Raw genomic sequence first — 20,176 nt, 5'->3', positions numbered from 1 at the left:
CGGGGCACAACGGATCTCACTTCTCCTCGAACAGCTCGCGCAACTCGTCGGGCATCTCCGGCAGTGTCTCGCGGCGCACGGAGACCGCGTCGTCGTCGAGGACACAATGCAGGTTCACCGTGCCCCAATCGTCTTCCGTGGCGGGGTAGTCGTCACGAGTGTGCCCGCCTCGGCTTTCCGTTCGCTCCAACGCCGCCTTGGCGATGCACTCCGATACCCGCAGCATGTTGTGCAGGTCCAAAGCCAGATGCCAGCCGGGGTTGTACTGCCGGTGTCCTTCGACGCTGAGCTGGGCGCTGCGCTCCTTGAGCTGCTCCAGCTCACTCAGCGCCTGTTGCATCTCGTCGGCGCGGCGGATGATACCGACCAGGCGGTGCATGATGTCCTGCAAGTCTTGCTGGACGCTGTAGGGGTTTTCGCCGCCCTGCCGTTCGAACGGGGCGAGGGCGGCGTCGGCCGCGGCGGTGACGTCGTCGTCGGAGATCGACACCCGTTCACTCGGGGCGGCGGTGGCCGCGGCCGCGGCGGCGATGCCTGCCCGGCGACCGAAGACCAGCAGGTCGGAGAGGGAATTTCCGCCCAGCCGGTTAGCGCCGTGCATGCCGCCGGCGACCTCGCCCGCAGCGTAGAGCCCAGTGACGGTGGACTCTTCGGTGTCGGGATCGACGGCGACACCGCCCATCACGTAGTGGCAGGTGGGGCCGACCTCCATCGGCTCCGCGGTGATGTCGACGTCGGCCAGTTCCTTGAACTGGTGGTACATCGACGGTAGCCGGCGCTGGATGTACTCCGCCGACCGGCGCGAGGCGATGTCGAGGAACACGCCACCGTGCGGTGAACCGCGCCCCGCCTTAACCTCGGCGTTGATGGCGCGCGCGACCTCGTCCCGGGGCAGCAGCTCAGGAGGACGGCGATTGTTGGTCTTGTCGTCGTACCAGCGGTCGGCTTCGGCTTCGTTGTCGGCGGTCTCGGATTTGAAGAACTCGGGTATGTAGTCGAACATGAACCGGCGTCCCTCGCTGTTGCGCAGCACGCCGCCGTCTCCACGGACGGATTCGGTGACCAGGATGCCTTTCACCGACGGTGGCCACACCATGCCGGTGGGGTGGAACTGGACGAACTCCATGTTGACCAGCGACGCACCGGCTTCGAGGGCCAACGCGTGGCCGTCGCCGGTGTACTCCCAGGAGTTGGACGTGACCTTGTAGGACTTGCCGATACCGCCGGTGGCGAGCACAACCGTGGGTGCCTCGAAGACGATGAACCGTCCGCTCTCCCGCCAGTAGCCGAATGCGCCGGTGATCCGGCCGCCTTCCTGGAACAGTTTCGTGACGGTGCACTCCATGTACACGTCGATGCCGAGTGCCACGGCCCGCTGCTGCAAGGTTCGGATGAGTTCTAAACCGGTGCGGTCGCCGACGTGGGCCAGCCGTGCGTAACGATGCCCACCGAAGTCGCGCTGGGAGATCAGGCCATCAGGGGTGCGATCGAACAACGCGCCCCAGTCTTCCAGCTCGTGGATCCGGTCGGGTGCCTCTTGGGCGTGTAGCTGTGCCATCCGCCAGTGGTTCAGCATCTTGCCGCCACGCATGGTGTCGCGGAAATGCACCCGCCAGTTGTCTTCGGAGTACACGTTGCCCATCGCGGCGGCGGCGCCGCCCTCGGCCATCACGGTGTGTGCTTTGCCGAGTAGCGACTTGCAGATGATGGCGACCTTGGCGCCAGCGTCGTGTGCGGCGATCGCGGCGCGTAGCCCCGCACCGCCAGCGCCTACGACGAGGACGTCGTAGCTGTGGCGTTCGATGGTGCTGGGGTCGGTCATGGCCGGTCGGCTCCTTCTGCTGTGGGTGAGGTGGTCGGGGTATAGGTGTTAGCGCTTGATCGGCAGGGAATGACGCTCGGCTGGAACCTGCCGGCGGGTGGCTCGGGCAGATGTCTGATGCACGCCACTAGAGGAACCTCAGGTCGTCGAACCACCCCGCCGCGACGCCCATGATGTAGAAGTCGACCAGGGCGAGGGTGCCCAAGGACATCCACGCGTACAGCATGTGTCGCGTATTGAGCTTCGAGACGAAGGTCCACCATCGGTAGCGCAGCGGATGTCGGGAGAAGTGTCTCAGCCTTCCGCCGGTGACATGTCGGCATGAGTGGCAGGACAACGTGTAGAGCCACAACATCACCACGTTGAAGATCAGGATCAGGTTGCCGAGTCCGATGCCGAATCCTTCGTCGCCACCGAAGGCGAGGATCATGTCCCACGTGTTGATCAAGACGATAGCCGCGGCGAGGTAGAAGGTGTACCGGTGCAGGTTCTGCAGGATGAGCGGGAAGCGGGTCTCGCCCGTGTAGCGCTTGTGTCCGTCCGGTACCGCACACGCCGGCGGTGACAGCCAGAAGCTGCGGTAGTACGCCTTGCGGTAGTAGTAGCAGGTCAGCCTGAACACGAGCAGGAGCGGCAGGCTGAGCACGGCGAACGGGATGAGCGCGTGGTTGGGGGTGAAGCGGCCGAAGTGCGCCGCCTCCTCGACGCAGCCGGTGGAGGTGCACGGCGAGTAGAACGGCGTGAGGTAGTGGTGCTCGTCGACGTAGTAGTAGTCCTGCATGAACACTCGGACCACGCCATAGGTGAGCCAGGCGACGAGAACGATGACGGTGATCGCCGGCGTCACCCAGTAGCGGTCCTTCCGCAGGGTTTTCTCGCCGATGTCGGCCCGGGTGGGCTCGTGAACGCCACCCGCGAGTGGACCGCTGGGTGCCGCTGCAGTAGCCGTTCCGGTGCCGCCGGACTGGCGTTCGGGATCGGGTTGTTCGGGACCAGGGGTAGTCATCAGGGTGCGTGCCGATCTGGTGCGCCGAGACCTTCGTCCTCGGCCCCTACCCACATATCGGGATCGTATGGGGTGTCGGGGACGGTCTCGAGGGGGCCGTCAGGGGGAATCGTACGGCCCGGCGAAGGATCGCCGAGCTCGTCGAGGTCATCACGCAACCGGGCGACGTCGCTGGTCAGTCGTCGGACCCCGAGGGTGTCCCCGTGGGTACGACGAAGGCCGGCCACGGCCGACTCCAACGTAGTCAGGGCAGCCGCCACTGCCTGCCTGCTCTGAGCTGCGCTCATGGCGTTCATGCAGCCTCCCGCGAACGTCGACGGTCGCTGGCCCGCAGCTTCGCACGGAGCGGCCGCGGAAATCCAGAGGGTACAGGCATTTGGCCGCGATTCGTGGGACATGCCACACCGCCGTCGTCGCCGGTGGGCGGGCCGCTCGATGTGTGGCATCATGAGCTAGTTTGATCGACGTTCCCGTCAAGCAGGTTCGGTTTGAGAAGACCTTGCTGGCGGGAGGGTAGGTATCCGGGTCCGCGGCGACGGATGAGCCTGCGGTTCCGACGGGCGAACGTGGCCGGCGCCGACGTGTCGGCTCGCCGTGCGGCGATGGGCGTTTGCATGACAGCGCGTTCACACCGCCGGCCGACAGAGGGTCACGTCGTAGATCTCACTATGTAGACGTCGAATGACCGAATTCTGAGCACTATCACGCGGATTGACGATGTCGTCAGGTCATAACATCAGTTTATGAGGGCCCTCAGATAGCTCTGCTGTATCTCCCTGAGGTTGCAGCAGGATTTACGTGTACACCGTGCTCCAAGCGTTATATTTTGAGCGAAATGGAGACACTTGGGTTGCAGGTCAGTAACTTCTGTTGCCGTCTCTTGTGCCTTGACCATCACGGATGTTGGGCTAAGTCAACTCTTTTTTTGGGACCTGTGTGGGTCCAAAACGTACGGAGGAGTCCCATCTTGACTATCAAGCGCAGAGGTGTGGCGTTCATGGCCGTTACCGCGGCCAGCGCTCTCGTGCTCGCCGCCTGTGGTGGCGACGACGACGGCACAACAGACGACAACGGTGCTCCGGACGACAACGGCGCGGCGGAAGACCCCGACCCAGATGCCGACCCCGGTGACGAACCCAGTGACGTTGTGGTGACCTACGCATCCGAGCAGGAGTTCACCAACTACGCGAACAACACGTCAGAGGGCAACCTGCTGGCCAACCAGCACGTCGTCAACCAGGTGAAAGGGAGCTTCTGGAGATACGGCCCGGACGGCCTGGCCCACCCGGACGAGGAGTTCGGCACGTACGACGTGGTGTCCGAAGACCCGCTGATGGTCGAGTTCAATCTGCACCCCGAGTCGGTGTGGTCCGACGGCGAACCGATCGAATGTCTGGACTGGATCTTCGGTTGGGCGGCCCGGTCCGGCTACTTCCAGCATCCGACCGATACCAACGACGAAGGCGATCCGCTGCCGCTGTTCTCCACCTCGGGTGTCACCGGGTACGAGGACTGGGTGAAACCGGACTGCGAACTGGGTGACAAGACGTTCACCGCGGAGTATGAAACGCCCAACGCCAACTGGGTCCTCTATGCTGCCGTCGACATGCCGGCGCACGTGGTGGCCCGTGAGGCTGGCATGAGCAACGAGGAGTTGCTGCAGGCGATCCGGGATGAAGACGTCGATGCCCTCCTCCCGGCAGCCGAGTTCTACAACACCGGCTGGGTCATGGCCCCCGGTGAGCTGCTGCCCGAAGAGCTGATTCCCTCGTCGGGACGGTACAAGCTCACCGATTGGCAGGCCGGTCAGTCGATCACCGCCGAGTGGAACGAGAACTACTGGGGTACACCGCCTGCGGCGAAGACCATCGTCTTCCGTTTCCTGGATCAGGACCAGCAGACGCAGGCCTTGGACAACCTGGACGTCGACATCATCGACCCGCAGCCCAGTCCGGACCTGGTCAACCAGCTGCAAGGGCTGCAGGGTGTCAACGTGCACATCGCCGACTCCTTCACCTACGAGCACGTCGACTTCAACATGCGTCCTGGGCACTATTTCGAGGACCGCGACCTGCGTGAAGCGTTCGCCAAGTGCCTGCCCAGGGAGCTGATCGTCGAGAACCTGATCCACCCGGTCAACCCGGACGCCCAGGTGCTCAACGCCCGCCTGACCTACGCCTTCCAGCCGGACTACGACTACCAGATCGAAGGTAGCGGTGCGGACGCCTACGCCGAGCAGGACATCGACGGCGCCCGGGCGATTCTCGAGGACAAGGACATGGTCGGCACCGAGGTGCGCATCGTCTACACCGAGGCCAACGTCCGCCGGCAGGACCAGGTGGCGCTGATCCGCGACGCCTGCAACGAGGCCGGCTGGGACGTCGTCGACGCCGGCTCCTCCGACCCGTTCGGGGTGGAGATCCCGGATGGCAACTTCGACATCGCGATGTTCGCCTGGATCGGCTCCGGCTACGTCGCCGGCACCGCCTCCACGTTCATGACGCCGCAGGCGTGCACGGCGGAAGGTACGGGCAACAACAACGTCTGCTACTCGAACGAGACGGTGGACAGCCTCTACCGCGAGCTGCTCCAGGAGGTCGACATCGACGCCCAGCGTGAGCTGGTCAAGCAGATCGAGGCGCAGCTGTGGGAGGACCTACCGACCATTCCGCTCTTCAACCACGAATACCTGCTGGCCTGGGCTGACGACGTCGAAGGTGTGACGCCCAACCCGACTCAGCACGGTGTCACCGCCACCAAGCACGAGTGGGAGCGTGCGCTGTAGCTCCATCGAGCATTGCTGATCGGTGGCATGCGGCCGGCGGGTTCAGTGAACCGCCGGCCGACGGCCGAGATGCGTGACGGGGAACGGGGCCAGGAGCCCGAGGCTCCTGGCCCCGTTCCCTGGCACCAACCAGGCGAGATGTCCCGGTTGTCCCACTTGTTGGTTGAATCCGTTCCGACGAACTCGGAGGTGAGGCGTGGCCGCCTTCATGGTTCGGAGACTGGTCATCTCCGTCTTCACTCTGCTTGCAGCGTCATTCATCGTGTTCTGGGGTACTTCGATCGCTGGAGACCCCATGTCCGACCTGCGCGGTATTCAAGACGAAGGAGATGCCCAGCAGCAGATCGATGCCCGAAGCCGGCGGATGCGGCTCGGCGACCCCATCTTCGTCCGCTACCTGGCGTGGCTCGGCGCTCTGCTCACCGGTGACCTCGGGGAGAACAAGTTCGGCCAGTCGGTCAGCGGGATCCTGGGGCCCGCCGTATCCGCGACCATGCAGCTGGTGGTGGCCGCCACCGTGCTCGCCATCGTTCTTGGCGTCACGATCGGCATCGTCTCCGCATTGCGGCAATACAGCGGTTTCGACTACTCGCTCACTTTCGCGGCTTTCCTGTTCTTCTCGCTCCCCGTGTTCTGGGTCGCGGTGATGCTCAAGCAGTACGCCGCGATCGACTTCAACAACTGGCTGCGAGATCCCGAGATCGCAGTCCCGGTGATCGTGGTGCTAGGTCTGGTCAGCGGCCTGGCCTGGATGGCCATCGTCGGAGGAGACCGGCAGCGCCGGCTTACCTCGTTCGGGGTCGCCGCTGTGGTGACGGCGCTCGGATTGTGGGCGTTGTCGGCCAGCGGCTGGTTCACCGATCCCGGCTTGGGGCTCATCGCCGTGGTGATCCTCTCGCTCGGCGGTGCGGTGGGGGCGACGTTCCTGCTCGCGGGCTTCCGCTACCGGCAGCCGCTGACGGCGGCTTTGGTTACGGCCGGCATCGGCATCGTGTTCTACCTGTTCTCCGAGCCGGTTCTCGAAGACCCGAACTGGCTGATGATCCTGCTTCTCGCCGTCATCGCCGTCGGAGTGGGACTCGTCGTCGGTCGTTACGTCGGGGGCATCCACCGCCGACAGGCCATGCCAGCGGCGGCGCTTTCCGCCTTCTTCACCGGCGGCGTCATCTTCATCGACTACCTGCTCCAGGCGTACTCGACCTACCTGAGCCGGGTCCGTGGCCGGCCCATCTCCACCATCGGAGCCGGGACACCGAACTTCCAGGGTGACTTCTGGGAGTCGGGTCTGGACTCGATCGGTCACTTGATCCTTCCGACCACGGCGCTGCTGCTCATCTCGTTCGCGGTCTACACCCGATACAGCAGAGCCAGCATGCTCGAAGTGATGAACCAGGACTACGTGCGTACGGCGCGGTCCAAGGGGCTAACCGAGCGCACCGTGGTCACCAAACACGCGTTCCGCAACGCGCTCATCCCGATCACCACCTTGATGGCGTTCGACTTCGGTGCGGTGATCGGTGGCGCGGTCATCACCGAGCGGGTCTTTGGCTGGCAGGGCATGGGCCACATGTTCATCAAGGGGCTACAGGAGGTCGATCCACCTCCGGTGATGGCGTTCTTCCTCGTCGCCGGCGGATCGATCGTGGTCTTCAACATGCTGGCCGACATCGCCTACGCCTACCTCGACCCGCGGATCCGGGTCGGGTGATGGTGGCGATGTCGAGCTCTGATGTGAGAGGGGAGCAGCTGTGAGCGCGCAGACCGATCGATCGGCGACGTCTGGTCGGCAGTCCGCCGACGCGGCCGAAGGGATGACCGTCGTCGCCCGTACTCAGGCCGAGATCATCCGAAGGCGGTTCTTCCGGCACCGAGCAGCCATGGCTGGGCTGGTCACCTTGCTGTTCGTCATCGTGCTGGCGTACTCGTCGATCGGTGTCGGCCCCATCCCCGGCTGGTGGGACAAGACCTACATGTCCACCGCGTCGGTGTTGGATGGTGGCCGCCCCACGCTGAGCCTGGTGCCTGGATTCCTCGGCGGCGACGGCATCCGCCTCGGCGAGCACCCGTTCGGCCAGGACAACGTCGGCATCGACTACTTCGCCCTGGTTATGCGCGGAACCCAACAGTCGCTGACCGTGGCTTTCCTGATCGGTTTCGTCTCGACCGTCATCGGTGCGACCGTCGGAGCTACCTCCGGGTACTTCCGCGGCCGGACCGAGGCGGTGCTGATGCGATTCACCGACGTGATGATCGCCATCCCGGTGTTGGTCTTCGCCGCGATCCTGGCCGCCGCCGCGGGCCGGGCCGGCATCGTCGCTCTCGGTGTCGCGATCGGAGCGGTGACGTGGACCGGCCTGGCCAGACTGGTCCGTGGCGAGTTCCTGTCGCTGCGAGAAAAGGAGTTCGTGGAGGCGGCCCGGGCAGCTGGCACCAGGTCGACCCGCATCATCTTCAAACACATCATGCCGAACACGGTGGGTGTGATCATCGTGAGTGCGACGTTGGCGATCGCGGCCGGGATCCTGCTGGAGACCGCGCTGTCCTACCTCGACCTCGGTGTACGGGCTCCGGACGTCTCGTTGGGTTCCCTGATCAGCCGATACGAAACGGCGATGCAGACCCGGCCGTGGCTGTTCTGGTGGCCAGGTGTGTTCATCGTCGCCATCGCGTTGTCGGTGAACTTCATCGGCGATGGCCTGCGTGATGCCTTCGATCCTCGACAGACCCGGGTGCGTGACTGATGACCATTCCTTCCAACCCATCCGCCCAGCCGCAGCCGGGTATCCAACCAGGTCCGTCCGAAGCCGCGCTGGCAGCCACCCCCGACGTGGCCGCCGCCACCGGGGGAGCGCGAGTGGCCAGTGGTATTGCCGCCGCCAAGCCGCCGAGCCGCGAAGAGGTCCTCAAGGTCGAGAACCTGACGGTCGGTTTCCCCACCGACGACGGATTGGTCAAAGCGGTCCGTGGAGTGTCGTACACGGTGCACGAGCGAGAGGTGCTCGGCATCGTCGGTGAGTCGGGTTCGGGCAAGTCGGTCTCCTCGATGGCGATCATGGGCCTGCTGCCGAAGAACGCGAGGATCAGCGGCACCATCCGCTACCGCGGTGAGGACATTCTGAAGATGTCCAAGAAGGCACAACGATCGTTGCGTGGCCGCCGGATCGGCATGATCTTCCAAGATCCGATGACCGCGCTGAACCCCGTATACACGATCGGTGACCAGTTGGCCGAGGCGGTGCTGTCACACGAGACGGTGTCGCGTAAGCAGGCGCTGGCGCGGGCCGAGGAGATGCTGGCGCTCGTGGGTATCCCCCAGCCGAAGCAGCGGTTGCGTGCCTACCCGCACGAGTTCTCCGGTGGGATGCGACAGCGGGCCATGATCGCGATGGCGGTCATCAACAACCCCGACGTGATCATCGCCGACGAGCCCACGACCGCACTCGACGTCACCGTCCAGGCCCAGATCCTGGAGACCCTCCTGGACGTGAAAGATCAGGTGAACTCCGCGATCATCCTGATCACCCATGACCTCGGCGTGGTCGCCGGCACGGTACACCGGGTACTGGTGATGTATGCCGGCCGGCCGGTTGAACTCGGCGAAACCGACGAGGTGTTCTACCGGCCGCGGATGCCATATACCGCCGGCCTCCTCGGCTCCATCCCCGCCTTGGACACGGCGAGTGGGGAGAAGCTGCGGCCGATCAAGGGCACCCCGCCGTCGTTGATCACTCTTCCGCCCGGTTGCCCCTTCGCGCCGCGGTGTCCCCTGGTCACTGACATCTGTGACGACGAAGAACCTGAGCTGGCCAGCACGGATGGCCTAGAACACTGGGCCGCGTGCCATCACTGGACCCGGCTGGCCGAGGCGGAGGATCCGACGAAGTTCTTCCGCGCCGAGAGCGAGGTGCGCCGATGAGCACGGCGGTTGTTGACCCCACCCCTGGCCAGGCACCATCCCGGCAGGCGCAACATCTGCTGGACGTCCAAGACCTGGTGATGAACTTCCCGGTCCGTGGTGGCGGGCTGTTTCGCCGGGTGGTGGGCCAGGTGCAGGCGGTCAGCGGCGTATCACTCCACGTCGACGCTGGTGAGACGTTGGGTTTGGTGGGGGAATCCGGGTGCGGTAAATCCACCACGGGCCGCGCCATCTTGCAGCTGCACAAACCCACGTCCGGCTCGGTGATCTTCGACGGCAAGGAACTGACGACGCTCGGCCCGACCGAGATGCGGGCCGTACGGCGTGACCTGCAGATCGTCTTCCAGGATCCGTACGCCTCGCTGAACCCCAAGATGCCGGTGAACGACATCATCGCCGAGCCGCTCAAGGTTCATGGCAAGTTCAGGGACGGCGGCAAGAGCCGGGTCGCCGAGATGCTCGAGCTGGTCGGGTTGAACCCGGAGCACGGCAACCGGTATCCACACGAGTTCTCCGGTGGCCAGCGGCAGCGGATCGGCATCGCGCGGGCGCTCGTGCTGTCGCCACGGGCGATGATTCTCGACGAGCCGGTATCCGCGCTCGACGTCTCCGTACAGGCCGGTGTGGTGAACCTCCTCGACGAGTTGCAGGAAGAGCTCGACCTGGCCTACGTGTTCGTCGCCCACGACCTATCCGTGGTGCGGCACATTTCCGACCGGGTGGCGGTGATGTACCTCGGCAAGATCGTGGAGACCGGCACGCGGGACGAGGTTTACGACCAGCCCGCTCATCCGTACACCCAGGCGTTGCTCTCGGCGGCGCCGGCGGCGGATCCGCAACAGGAACGTACCCGGGAGCGCATCCTGTTGGCCGGCGACGTGCCGAGTCCACTCGATCCGCCGAGCGGGTGCCGGTTCCGGACGCGGTGCTGGAAAGCACAAGACATCTGCGCGGTGGAGGAGCCGCTGCTGATCGACCGAGGGCAGAACCACCCGGTGGCGTGTCACTTCGCCGAGGCGAACGCCCGGGTCATCTGATCTCCGCCGGCGAGCATGAGAACGCGCGGGTTCTGAGCTTGCTGGCTCAGAATTGCGGATAGACGGCGTCTGAGGCGGCCTATCCGCAATTCTGAGCCAGCAAGCTCACACTGACGTCGTGAGCGGGCGCTGCCCCGTGACCGCCACAGGCCTGTCGCCTAGGTGACAAACGCGCCTCGCTGGCGTCACGATTCGGCACCGTCGAGGTCGCCGATCCAGTCCGTGCAGGTCAAAGCTCCAGTCACGAGCATCTTGGGCAGTGAAGATGGCATGTTGCGCTTGACGGCACGCGTTTATCCCGCAACGGTAGTACGGCACTGAGGTCCGGCCGGCTTTCACCTGGTTCGTGTGCATCGCCAGTTACGGTGGGCGTGCCGCCTCGTGCGTCGGAGTTGTCGACCACGGAAGGGCGATCATGAGTTCCCCGCCAGATGTGACGAAACCGAGCCGATCGTCAAACCTATCGAGATATCAGCCGCGGATGGCCGCCGGTGGCGTGACCCCGTGGGTGTTCTATCCGGCCATCACGGTCATCGGGCTCGCCGTGGTGGTGACGATGGTCTGGCCCGACGACGCTGGGCGTGCCTTGAGCAACATCCAGGAGAACATCGTTGGTGGGTTCGGCTGGTACTACGTGCTCATCGTCGCGGTCTTCGTGGTGTTCGCGTTGTGGATGGGCTTGAGCCGGTTCGGCGACATCAAGCTGGGCAAGGATGACGATCCTCCGGACTTCAGCCTCATGGCCTGGTTCGCGATGCTGTTCGCCGCGGGCATGGGGATCGGGCTGGTGTTCTGGGGGGCGGCCGAGCCTCTGATGCACTACGACACGCCGAAGCCCGGGACCGACGGCGGCGGTGCTATCGGCCCTGATGGTCACGGCCTTGAGGGCATTGGTGCCGACGGCGCCGAGTTGGCTGGCCAGGCGATGGCGACCACCTTCTTGCACTGGGGTTTCCATGCGTGGGCCATCTACGTGGTCGTGGGTCTGGCGCTGGCATACGCGATCCACCGCAAGGGACGTCCGGTGTCGATCCGGTGGGCGTTGGAGCCGCTACTGGGGGCCGAGCGAGTCAAGGGCTGGCTGGGTGATCTGATCGACACCGTCGCCGTGATCGGTACGGTGTTCGGCGTCGCTACCTCCCTCGGTCTCGGTGTGAGCCAGATCGGAGCCGGGCTGGTCTCGATGGGCGTGGTCGACGAGGCCACGAACACCGTGATGGTCATTTTGATCATCATCATTACGGCCATCGCGACGGTGTCCGTGGTGTCCGGCATCGGCAAGGGCATCAAGTGGTTGTCCAACTTCAATCTCGGGCTCGCGGCCATCTTCCTTGTCGTCCTGCTCATCATCGGCCCGTCCCTGTTCTTCCTCCGTGACTTCGTGCAGTCTTTCGGTACCTATCTGCAGGAGGTCCTTCCGGCCACGTTCGATACCAGTGCCTACACCGAGGATGCCGGACAGTCCTGGCAGGGCGCCTGGACGACGTTCTACTGGGGCTGGTGGATCTCCTGGGCGCCCTTCGTCGGCGTGTTCATCGCGCGGATCTCCAAGGGCCGCACCATCCGCGAGTTCGTCGCCGGCGTCCTGATCGTCCCGACCTCGGTCACTTTCCTTTGGTTCGCCGTGCTCGGTGGCGGGGCGCTGCACCGGCAGCTCTATGGTGACGGTGGATTGGTCGACCGGGACGAGGAGAGTCCGTTCTCCCGGGTTGTCTCGGAGAACGTGCTCTTCAATTTCCTGGATGATCTGCCGCTCAGTGGCATTTTGACGGTCACCGTCGTCGTGCTGGTGGCGATCTTCTTCATCACGTCGTCCGACTCGGGATCGCTTGTGGTCGACATGTTGGCCTCGGGTGGTAACCCCGAACCGCCGATATGGAGCCGAGTGCTGTTCTGCGTCCTCGAAGGCGCGGTTGCGGCCGGGCTGCTGCTGGCCGGCGGGCTGGGTGCGTTGCAGACCGGTGCGATCATCATGGCGCTTCCGTTCAGCATCGTGATGTTGGCGATGTGCGTGGCCACCTACCGATCGCTCAAGGCCGAGTACCGCGTCCTGCAGGCCGCAGAGCGTCGTTCCCGCCGTGAGGAGCTACAACGACAGGTCAGTGAGCACGTCACCGACGATCTCACGGAGAACTTCGACGACCACTTCGGCGAGCAGGTCGACGAGCGAATCGACAGCGCCCTCGAGGAGATCGGGGTCGCTGGCAACGGTGAACCCGGGGCCAAAGACCACGGTGGTCGCCCGACGAAGGGTTCGCGCGAGTAGGAGGACGCCCCCTCGCGTCCACGCGAGTATCGAGTCGTCCGGCTCGCCGGACGTTGTCAGTTGGCAGCCGCCGGCTTGGTCTCTAGTGACCAGGCCGGCGGCTTGTCGCTCCTGGCCGGGACACTGCGCTGGCTGACGCGCGGAGTGTGCGTACCATAGGGCGTCTGCGATCCCCAAAATGGAAACGAGCCCTCCCGCATGCCTGTGCGCAGCCGTGACGACCTCCGCAACGTCGCCATCGTGGCCCATGTCGACCATGGCAAGACCACGTTGGTGGATGCCATGCTCTGGCAGTCAGGCGCATTCCGCGCCAACCAGGACGTAGCCGAACGGGTCCTCGACTCCGGTGATCTCGAGCGCGAGAAGGGCATCACCATCCTCGCCAAGAACACGGCGGTGCGGTGGGGCGAGACCACCATCAACATCATCGACACCCCGGGCCACGCGGACTTCGGTGGAGAGGTCGAGCGTGGCCTGTCGATGGTTGACGGCGTCGTGTTGCTGGTCGACGCGAGTGAGGGGCCGCTGCCCCAGACCCGGTTCGTGCTGCGGAAGGCATTAGCGGCTGGCCTGCCGATCGTCCTCGTCGTGAACAAGACGGATCGGCCCGACGCGCGTATCGCGGAGGTGGTCGACGAGACGTACGACCTCGTGCTCGACCTCGCCGAGGATGTCGCGGGCGACGCACTGGACACCGCACTCGACTTTCCGGTCGTTTATGCATGCGCCCGCGACGGACAGGCCTCCCTTGACCGCCCGGCCGATGGTGCGCCGCCTGAGTCTCCCGATCTGCAGCCGCTGGTCCGGGTGATCCTCGACACCATCCCGCCGCCCACCTATACCGATGGTGCGCCGTTGCAGGCACACGTCACCAATCTGGACGCCTCACCTTTCCTCGGCCGGCTCGCACTGTGCCGGGTCCGGGAAGGAAAGATCACCAAGGGCACTCAGGTTGCCTGGTGCCGCAAGGACGGCACGGTGGAGCGGGTGAAGATCACCGAACTGCTGGTCACAGAGGCGTTGGGTCGAGTGCCCGCCGCCGAGGCCGGTCCGGGAGACATCATCGCGGTGGCGGGTATCCCGGACATCACCATCGGCGAGACGCTGGCCGATCCGGACGATCCGCGCCCGTTGCCGCTGATCACCGTCGACGAGCCTGCGCTCTCGATGACCATCGGTGCCAACACCTCACCATTGGTGGGACGCGACCGATCCGCCAAGGTCACCGCCCGGCTGGTCAAAGAGCGGCTGGAGGCGGAGCTGATTGGCAACGTTTCGCTGCGTGTGCTGCCCACGGACCGGCCCGACACGTGGGAAGTCCAGGGGCGAGGCGAACTGGCGTTGGCCGTCCTCGTGGAGACCATGCGCCGTGAGGGGTACGAGTTGACGGTCGGCAAACCCCAGGTGGTGACCCGGGAGGTCGACGGCGCGATCCACGAGCCGGTCGAGCGTCTGACCATCGACTGCCCCGAGGAGTACCTCGGTGCGGTGACCCAGCTGCTGGCGGTCCGCCGAGGGCGTATGGAGCAAATGACCAACCACGGTTCCGGCTGGATCCGGATGGAGTTCCTAGTGCCGGCCCGCGGCCTGATCGGCTTCCGTACCGACTTTCTGACCGAGACACGCGGCACTGGAATCGCACATCACGTGTTCGACCGATACGAGCCGTGGTTCGGTGAGTTGCGTACCCGGCGTTCGGGGTCGTTGGTCGCTGATCGGCCGGGCGCGGCGACGTCGTATGCGATGTTCAATCTTCAGGAGCGTGGGACGCTGTTCGTCGAGCCTGGAACCGAGGTCTACGAGGGGATGATCGTCGGGGAGAATTCCCGCCCGGACGATATGGACGTCAATATCACCAAAGAGAAGAAATTGACGAATATCCGGTCGTCGACCGCTGAGGAACTCGAGCGTTTGATACCACCCCGCCGACTTTCTCTAGAACAGGCTCTGGAATTCTGTCGGGATGACGAATGCGTGGAAGTGACGTCCAGCGCTGTCCGTCTGCGCAAGGTGGCGCTCGACGCTACCGAGCGGGCGCGGTCGGCGGCACGTCGCAAACATGCGTCGGGTAGGTGACAGCTCCGCGAACGATGCGTCTCGGCCTTCGCCCGTCCCGTAACGTGCGGGTAGAAAGGCTGGGGGCGAGAGACGAGGAGGATCACGATGGGCTGGTCCGGTCGGGGTGTGGCGCTGGTGCTCGTCGCCGGCGTTGCGGTTGCCGCTTGCGGTGAACCTGACGGTCCCGCGGATGCGGCGCCCAGCTCCGTCGCGGTTCGTGGGTGTGATCCAGAGAGTCCGCTCGTCCCGGCCCACACCGGCGAGTCATGTGGTGGCCAGGTGGTGGATCAGCTGTTCTCCAAGCTGATCCGGTATGACCCGGATACCGCCGAGCCGGTCTTCGAGATCGCCGAGTCGATCGAGTCGGACGACAATCAGACGTGGGTCATCACACTTCGGCCGGGATGGACGTTCCATGACGGACAGGAAATTACCGCACATAGTTTCGTGGACGCGTGGAATTGGGCCGCATATGCCCCGAATGGCGCCATGAATTCACGTTTCTTCCAGCCCATCGAGGGATATGCCGACCTGCAGCCGGACGGTGCCCGTAGAGGCACCGAGATCACCCCCGACATGGTTTCCCGTACCGAGATGTCCGGCCTGCGGGTCGACGATGACCTGACCTTCACGGTGACCCTGGCGCAGCCCGAGGCGGCCTTCCCGTTGCGCCTCGGATACGCGGCCTTCTCGCCGCTGCCGCAACGGTTCTTCGATGATCCGGAGAGCTTCGGTGACGCACCGGTGGGGTCTGGTCCGTTCGAGTTCGTCGAATGGGTACGCGGATCCGCGATCACCCTGCGGGCCTACGACGGCTACCGTGGCGACACACAACCACAGATCGACGAGGTGATCTTCAAGATCTACCAGGACGACACCGCCGCATACAGTGACCTTCAGGCCGACAACCTGGACATCATGCCGTACCTGCCGTCATCGGCGCTGGCCGACGGAGCCTACATCAGCGATCTCGGCGATCGCTTCGTGCAGCGTGACTCCCTCGTCGTCAGCAAGGTGACCTTCGCCCCCGAAGAGGTGGACCCGTCGGTCGCCGATCCGCGGCTACGCCAGGCGATCTCTATGGCCATCGACCGAGAGGCGATCATCGCCAGCATCTTCCACGGCACCCGAGAGCCGGCCACCGGATGGGTCGCTCCCGGTGTCGAGGGGTACCAGACCAACGCCTGTGGTGAGTACTGCACATTCCAGCCGGAACAGGCCCGTGCCCTGCTGGCCGCGGCGGGCGGATACGACGAGACCCTCACCTTGACCTACAACGCCGACGGTGAGAACAAGCCGTGGGTGGACGCCACCTGCAACAGCATCAGCAACACCCTGGGGGTGGAGTGTGTCGGGGTCCCGGTTCCAGACTTCGGCGCCTTCCGTTCCAAGATCAATGCCCGCAAGGTCGGCGGTATGTTCCGTAACGTCTGGCAGGCGGACTACCCCAGCATCGAGAGCTTCCTCGGCCCGGTCTATGGCACCGGCGCCACGTACAACGATGCCGACTACAGCGATCCTGAGTTCGACCGGCTGATCGACGAGGCAGCCGGATCGAAGGGCGACGATGCCATCGCCGCCTACCAGCACGCCGAACAATCGTTAGCTCAGGGGATGCCGTCAATCCCGCTGTGGTACATGAGCACGGTCGCCGGATACTCGACCAGAATCAGCGACGTGAAGATCACGCCGTTCCAGACGGTCGACCTGCTCAGCGTGACGCTGCGCTGAGCCGGTCCAGGGGTGAACAGGGCGATGCGGAGATACGTCGTCCGGCGCCTGGCCCAAGCGGTGCCGGTGGTCGTGGGGGCGACGTTTCTCGTCTACGCCATGATGTGGTCCCTGCCGGGTGATCCACTGGCCGGCCGGTGCGACGGACCATGCCCGGAGGCTTATGTCGACCGCATGACCGCGGCGTACAACCTCGCCGATCCGTTGATCGTGCAGTACGGCAAGTACATGGCCAACCTCGTCACCGGAGACTTCGGCGTGACCTTCGCCGGAGCTCCCGTCGCCGACGAGTTGCTGCAGCGATTGCCGGTAACGCTGCAACTGGCCGCGCTCGCCGTGGCCGTGGAGCTCATTCTGGGCGTGGCGGCCGGAGTCGTGGCCGCCCTGCGGCCCGGTGGCGTGATCGATCACCTCGTCCTTTCCAGCACCTTGCTCGTGATGGCCATCCCGGTCTTCGTGGCTGCCCTGCTGGCGCAGACCGTCCTTGGGGTCCACCTGGGGTGGTTTCCGATAACGTCGGACGGCAGCATCGGCTCGCTGATTCTGCCCGCGATCGTCCTGGGGAGCCTTTCGACGGCGTTCGTAGCCCGCCTCATGCGGTCCAGCCTCATCGAGGGAATGTATGCCGACCACGTCCGCACGGCGGTGGCCAAAGGTTTATCCCGACGCCGAGTGGTGACCGCTCATGGCGTGCGGAACTCGCTCGTCCCGGTCGTCACACTGGTCGGCACCGATTTCGGGAGTTTGCTGGGCGGTGCCGTGGTCATCGAGATGATCTTCAACATCAACGGTCTCGGGACACTTGTGCTGCGTAGCATCCGGGGTGGCGAGATCGGCACCGTGACCGCTGTCGTGACCCTCTTGGTCCTTGCGTTCGTGCTGGTCAATCTCGCGATCGATCTCATCTACCCGCTTCTGGACCCGAGGATCCGCCTTGGCTAGCGCGCCGCACGGCGGGGCGCCGCGGGCTGGAGTGCGCGCGGTGCGACCGCGACCGGTTTGGGCAGCGTTGCGTCGCCGTCCGGCCTTCCTCATCGGGTTGGCTCTCCTGCTCGTCTTGGTGGCGATGGCTCTGGTGCCGGGGCTGTTCACGGCTCGTGACCCCGCGTTCTGCGATGTCGCCCTATCGCGGCGGGGTCCAACCGCCGGCGCCCCGTTCGGTTACAGCCTGCAGGGCTGCGATCTTTATGCGCGGGTGGTGTACGGAACTCGAGCATCCATGGTGGTGGGGGTCTGCGCCACCGCGGCGGTCGTCGTTATCGGCGGATTGGTGGGGCTGGTCGCCGGTTATGCCGGCGGCTGGGTGGACGCGGTGCTGTCCCGGTTGGCCGACGTGTTCTTCGGGATCCCGCTGCTCCTGGGCGCCCTCGTCGTGCTCGTCGCGTTCCCGTCCGACGGCTCCACACCAGCCTGGCAGACCACGGCGAAGGTCGTGTTGGCGCTGACCGTGCTCGGCTGGACCACGCTCGCCAGGATCACTCGATCGACGGCCATACAAGTCAAACAGGCCGACTACGTGTTGGCGGCGCGGTCATTGGGGAGCGGGCATACGCGCATCCTGGCCCGCCATGTGCTGCCCAGCGCCGTCGGGCCGGTTCTGGCGTGGGCAACGATCGCCGTCGGGATGTTCATCGCGGTCGAGGCGACACTGTCATTCATCGGCATCGGCCTGCAGCCACCCGTCGTGTCATGGGGCATCGAGATCGCCGAAGCCCAGCCGTACATCCGGCAGTCACCGCACATGCTGCTGTTCCCGAGTGCGTTCTTGTCGCTGACGGTGTTGGCCTTCGTCCTGATCGGCGACGCGTCGCGAGCGGCGTTGGACCCACGGACCCGTCGCTGACAAGGGGGGCTAGGCAGCGACGGGTCCGCGGAGCGGGGCGGGTTCGTGGCGTGCTGATGGGTGTGGGGCTTACGTGTTTTCAGCACGCCACGAGATTGGGTCCGCCCAACAAGACTGGGTGGACGTGGACGGGTGTCCCGGGACGTCCACCCAGCACTGCGACAAAGATAGCCACGGCGACGTTGCATCTACGTTGCGTCGCAGGTGACGTCCGATGGTGCCACACACTAGAGGGCGGCCAGCTCCGATTCCAGATGGTCGACGGCGGACTGCGCCTCGGCACGCCGGTGTGACCCGTAGGGGAGTCGATCCAGGCATGCCCGCCAGACTTCGAGGTCGTCCCGGCCGGCAGTGGAACGCAGGTACCGCAGCAAGACGTCAGCCCCGGCATGGCGTAGCAACGACTGTCGCAGCCAGCCGTGCAGGTGATCCCGGTACTCGACGACGCCAGGCGCACCGGACTTCGGTAGGACGGTGCCTCGGTACAGGTCGAGTGCACGCCGATGCGCGCCACGTTGGAGACAGTCGGCGACGCCGGCGGCATCACTCGTCATAGAAACCAGCAGGCGGTACGGTGACGCTGGGGCGATCAGCTCGGGCCACGCCTTGCGTAGTCGAGACATCTCCGCACGCACCGTGACCTCGGCGGCGTCATGCTCGTACAGCTTCCAGGCCAGCTCCGCGGCGGAGAGACCATCAGGATGCAGGGATAGTAGGAGCAGCAACTCAGCATGGCGTAGGCCGAGTTCTACCGAGCGCCCGTTGAACCCGAGCTCACCGCGTTCGCGGCCGAGAATCCGCAGGTGAGCAGCTGTACGTGGATGAGCAGCTGGGGAGGCGGTACGGCTGGACCGGAACGTCTCCGGGGATCGGCGAGGGCGGCCTGGGACTCCGGTGTGTTCGTTGGTGGTGATCCGGCCGGGCACGTCGAGTGGGGCAGCAAGGGTGCCGCGCTGTGTGTGCTGTAGGCGTAGCTCGGCCTCGACCGCGGCGATCGTGGAGCGGATGAGCAGCGCCGACTGCGGTGAGGCGACGTCATCACGGCCGGTGATGTCCAGGACACCGCACACCATGCCGGAACGGGGGTCGCGGATCGGGGCGGCGGTGCAACTCCAGGGGTGCACGCGCCGGGCAAAGTGCTCGCTACCGAAGATCTGGACTAGCCCACCCACCTCTAGGGCGGTACCGAGCGCGTTGGTGCCGGCCGTTCCTTCGTGCCACGACGAACCGCTCACGAGGTGGATCGACTCCGCCTTACGGACCAGGTGAGGGTCACCTTCGACCCATAACATGCGCGCCTGTGCGTCGGCGATGGCGACGATGACGCCGGCGTCGGTAGCGGCGTCGACGAGCAGCCGGCGGATGACCGGTAGCGCCTCACGCAGTGGATGCGACCGGCGGGCGTCGTCGAGTTCGTCGACGTCGAGCTGAATAGGTGGTGCGACGTCGGGATCGACGTGATGCGAAAGCGACCGGCGCCAGGAGTCGAGGATCACTCGGCGCAGCTCCGGGGGAGCGGTCGCGGAGTTGAGGAATGTCTCGTGTGCCCGCGCTGTGCTGCGCCAGCGCTGCATAGCGTCGACGCCCTGGGGTAACGCGAGTGCGTGTTTGGACCCTGGGCCCCACGTCTCGCGAATCGAGCTACGCGATTCGTCCATCCCGCCCCCTAGATGTTCGATGCCTGCCGCCACGATCAGGTCTCCCCGGGAGAA

14 protein-coding genes are annotated in these 20,176 nt (G+C 65.2%); 10 read left to right on the top strand and 4 right to left on the bottom strand.

What is annotated here, in order from left to right; all coding sequences use genetic code 11:
* Positions 1-16 precede the first annotated feature (16 nt).
* The 3 genes from G8760_RS07095 to G8760_RS07085 all read right to left on the bottom strand — a co-directional run bounded on the left by G8760_RS07095 (position 17) and on the right by G8760_RS07085 (position 3,124).
* A complete protein-coding gene (locus G8760_RS07095) occupies positions 17-1,822 on the bottom strand; it encodes a fumarate reductase/succinate dehydrogenase flavoprotein subunit (protein ID WP_166348916.1) in 1,806 nt (601 codons plus the stop codon).
* Between the two features lie 127 nt (positions 1,823-1,949).
* Positions 1,950-2,828, bottom strand: coding sequence for a hypothetical protein (locus G8760_RS07090; protein WP_246222465.1), 879 nt, complete (start codon positions 2,826-2,828; stop codon positions 1,950-1,952).
* Complete coding sequence (locus G8760_RS07085; RefSeq protein ID WP_207782104.1) at positions 2,828-3,124, bottom strand: hypothetical protein; 297 nt, start codon at positions 3,122-3,124, stop codon at positions 2,828-2,830. Before G8760_RS07085 ends, G8760_RS07090 begins: the two co-directional genes overlap by 1 nt.
* Positions 3,125-3,795: 671 nt before the next feature.
* On the opposite strand from G8760_RS07085, the gene G8760_RS07080 reads away from it, so the two are divergent.
* From G8760_RS07080 to G8760_RS07035, 10 genes are all read left to right on the top strand, one after another.
* Positions 3,796-5,613, top strand: a complete 1,818-nt coding sequence (locus G8760_RS07080) for an ABC transporter substrate-binding protein (protein WP_166348913.1) — start codon at positions 3,796-3,798, stop codon at positions 5,611-5,613.
* Between the two features lie 196 nt (positions 5,614-5,809).
* A complete protein-coding gene (locus G8760_RS07075) occupies positions 5,810-7,321 on the top strand; it encodes an ABC transporter permease subunit (protein WP_166348910.1) in 1,512 nt (503 codons plus the stop codon).
* A gap of 103 nt (positions 7,322-7,424) precedes the next feature.
* Positions 7,425-8,354: an ABC transporter permease subunit gene (locus G8760_RS07070; RefSeq protein WP_166349972.1), complete on the top strand. Its 930-nt coding sequence runs from the start codon at positions 7,425-7,427 to the stop codon at positions 8,352-8,354.
* Complete coding sequence (locus G8760_RS07065; RefSeq protein ID WP_166348906.1) at positions 8,354-9,529, top strand: ABC transporter ATP-binding protein; 1,176 nt, start codon at positions 8,354-8,356, stop codon at positions 9,527-9,529. Before G8760_RS07070 ends, G8760_RS07065 begins: the two co-directional genes overlap by 1 nt.
* The gene (locus tag G8760_RS07060; RefSeq protein ID WP_166348903.1) at positions 9,526-10,566 is read left to right on the top strand and encodes an ABC transporter ATP-binding protein; all 1,041 of its coding nucleotides are present in this window, start codon (positions 9,526-9,528) and stop codon (positions 10,564-10,566) included. The genes G8760_RS07065 and G8760_RS07060 overlap by 4 nt, the downstream gene beginning before the upstream one ends.
* A 481-nt stretch (positions 10,567-11,047) precedes the next feature.
* On the top strand, positions 11,048-12,832 hold the full coding sequence (locus tag G8760_RS07055; protein WP_207782101.1) for a BCCT family transporter: 1,785 nt from the start codon (positions 11,048-11,050) through the stop codon (positions 12,830-12,832).
* A gap of 204 nt (positions 12,833-13,036) precedes the next feature.
* Positions 13,037-14,908, top strand: coding sequence for a translational GTPase TypA (gene typA / locus G8760_RS07050; RefSeq protein ID WP_207782175.1), 1,872 nt, complete (start codon positions 13,037-13,039; stop codon positions 14,906-14,908).
* Positions 14,909-14,995: 87 nt separating this feature from the next.
* Entirely contained in the window at positions 14,996-16,621 is a 1,626-nt protein-coding gene (locus G8760_RS07045; RefSeq protein ID WP_166348894.1) for a peptide ABC transporter substrate-binding protein, read from the top strand.
* A gap of 24 nt (positions 16,622-16,645) precedes the next feature.
* Positions 16,646-17,563, top strand: coding sequence for an ABC transporter permease (locus G8760_RS07040; RefSeq protein ID WP_166348891.1), 918 nt, complete (start codon positions 16,646-16,648; stop codon positions 17,561-17,563).
* A gap of 40 nt (positions 17,564-17,603) precedes the next feature.
* A complete protein-coding gene (locus tag G8760_RS07035) occupies positions 17,604-18,464 on the top strand; it encodes an ABC transporter permease (protein ID WP_166348888.1) in 861 nt (286 codons plus the stop codon).
* A 227-nt stretch (positions 18,465-18,691) separates the two neighbouring features.
* On the opposite strand, the gene G8760_RS07030 is transcribed toward G8760_RS07035, so the two are convergent.
* The gene (locus tag G8760_RS07030; protein ID WP_166348885.1) at positions 18,692-20,155 is read right to left on the bottom strand and encodes a sigma-54-dependent transcriptional regulator family protein; all 1,464 of its coding nucleotides are present in this window, start codon (positions 20,153-20,155) and stop codon (positions 18,692-18,694) included.
* Positions 20,156-20,176: the final 21 nt, after the last annotated feature.

The sequence above is a fragment of the Phytoactinopolyspora limicola genome, assembly GCF_011320225.1.
Lineage (GTDB): Bacteria > Actinomycetota > Actinomycetes > Jiangellales > Jiangellaceae > Phytoactinopolyspora > Phytoactinopolyspora limicola.
Note: the sequence above shows the minus strand (reverse complement) of the source record. Positions and strands in the feature narration are given on the sequence as shown.

Bases quoted from the DNA above. Each gene is read 5' to 3' on its own strand.
- G8760_RS07095 (WP_166348916.1), bottom strand. From the start codon at position 1,822: ATGACCGACCCCAGCACCATCGAACGCCACAGCTACGACGTCCTCGTC.
- G8760_RS07090 (WP_246222465.1), bottom strand. From the start codon at position 2,828: ATGACTACCCCTGGTCCCGAACAACCCGATCCCGAACGCCAGTCCGGC.
- G8760_RS07085 (WP_207782104.1), bottom strand. From the start codon at position 3,124: ATGAACGCCATGAGCGCAGCTCAGAGCAGGCAGGCAGTGGCGGCTGCC.
- G8760_RS07070 (WP_166349972.1), top strand. From the start codon at position 7,425: ATGACCGTCGTCGCCCGTACTCAGGCCGAGATCATCCGAAGGCGGTTC.
- G8760_RS07065 (WP_166348906.1), top strand. From the start codon at position 8,354: ATGACCATTCCTTCCAACCCATCCGCCCAGCCGCAGCCGGGTATCCAA.
- G8760_RS07060 (WP_166348903.1), top strand. From the start codon at position 9,526: ATGAGCACGGCGGTTGTTGACCCCACCCCTGGCCAGGCACCATCCCGG.
- G8760_RS07055 (WP_207782101.1), top strand. From the start codon at position 11,048: ATGGCCGCCGGTGGCGTGACCCCGTGGGTGTTCTATCCGGCCATCACG.
- G8760_RS07045 (WP_166348894.1), top strand. From the start codon at position 14,996: ATGGGCTGGTCCGGTCGGGGTGTGGCGCTGGTGCTCGTCGCCGGCGTT.
- G8760_RS07040 (WP_166348891.1), top strand. From the start codon at position 16,646: ATGCGGAGATACGTCGTCCGGCGCCTGGCCCAAGCGGTGCCGGTGGTC.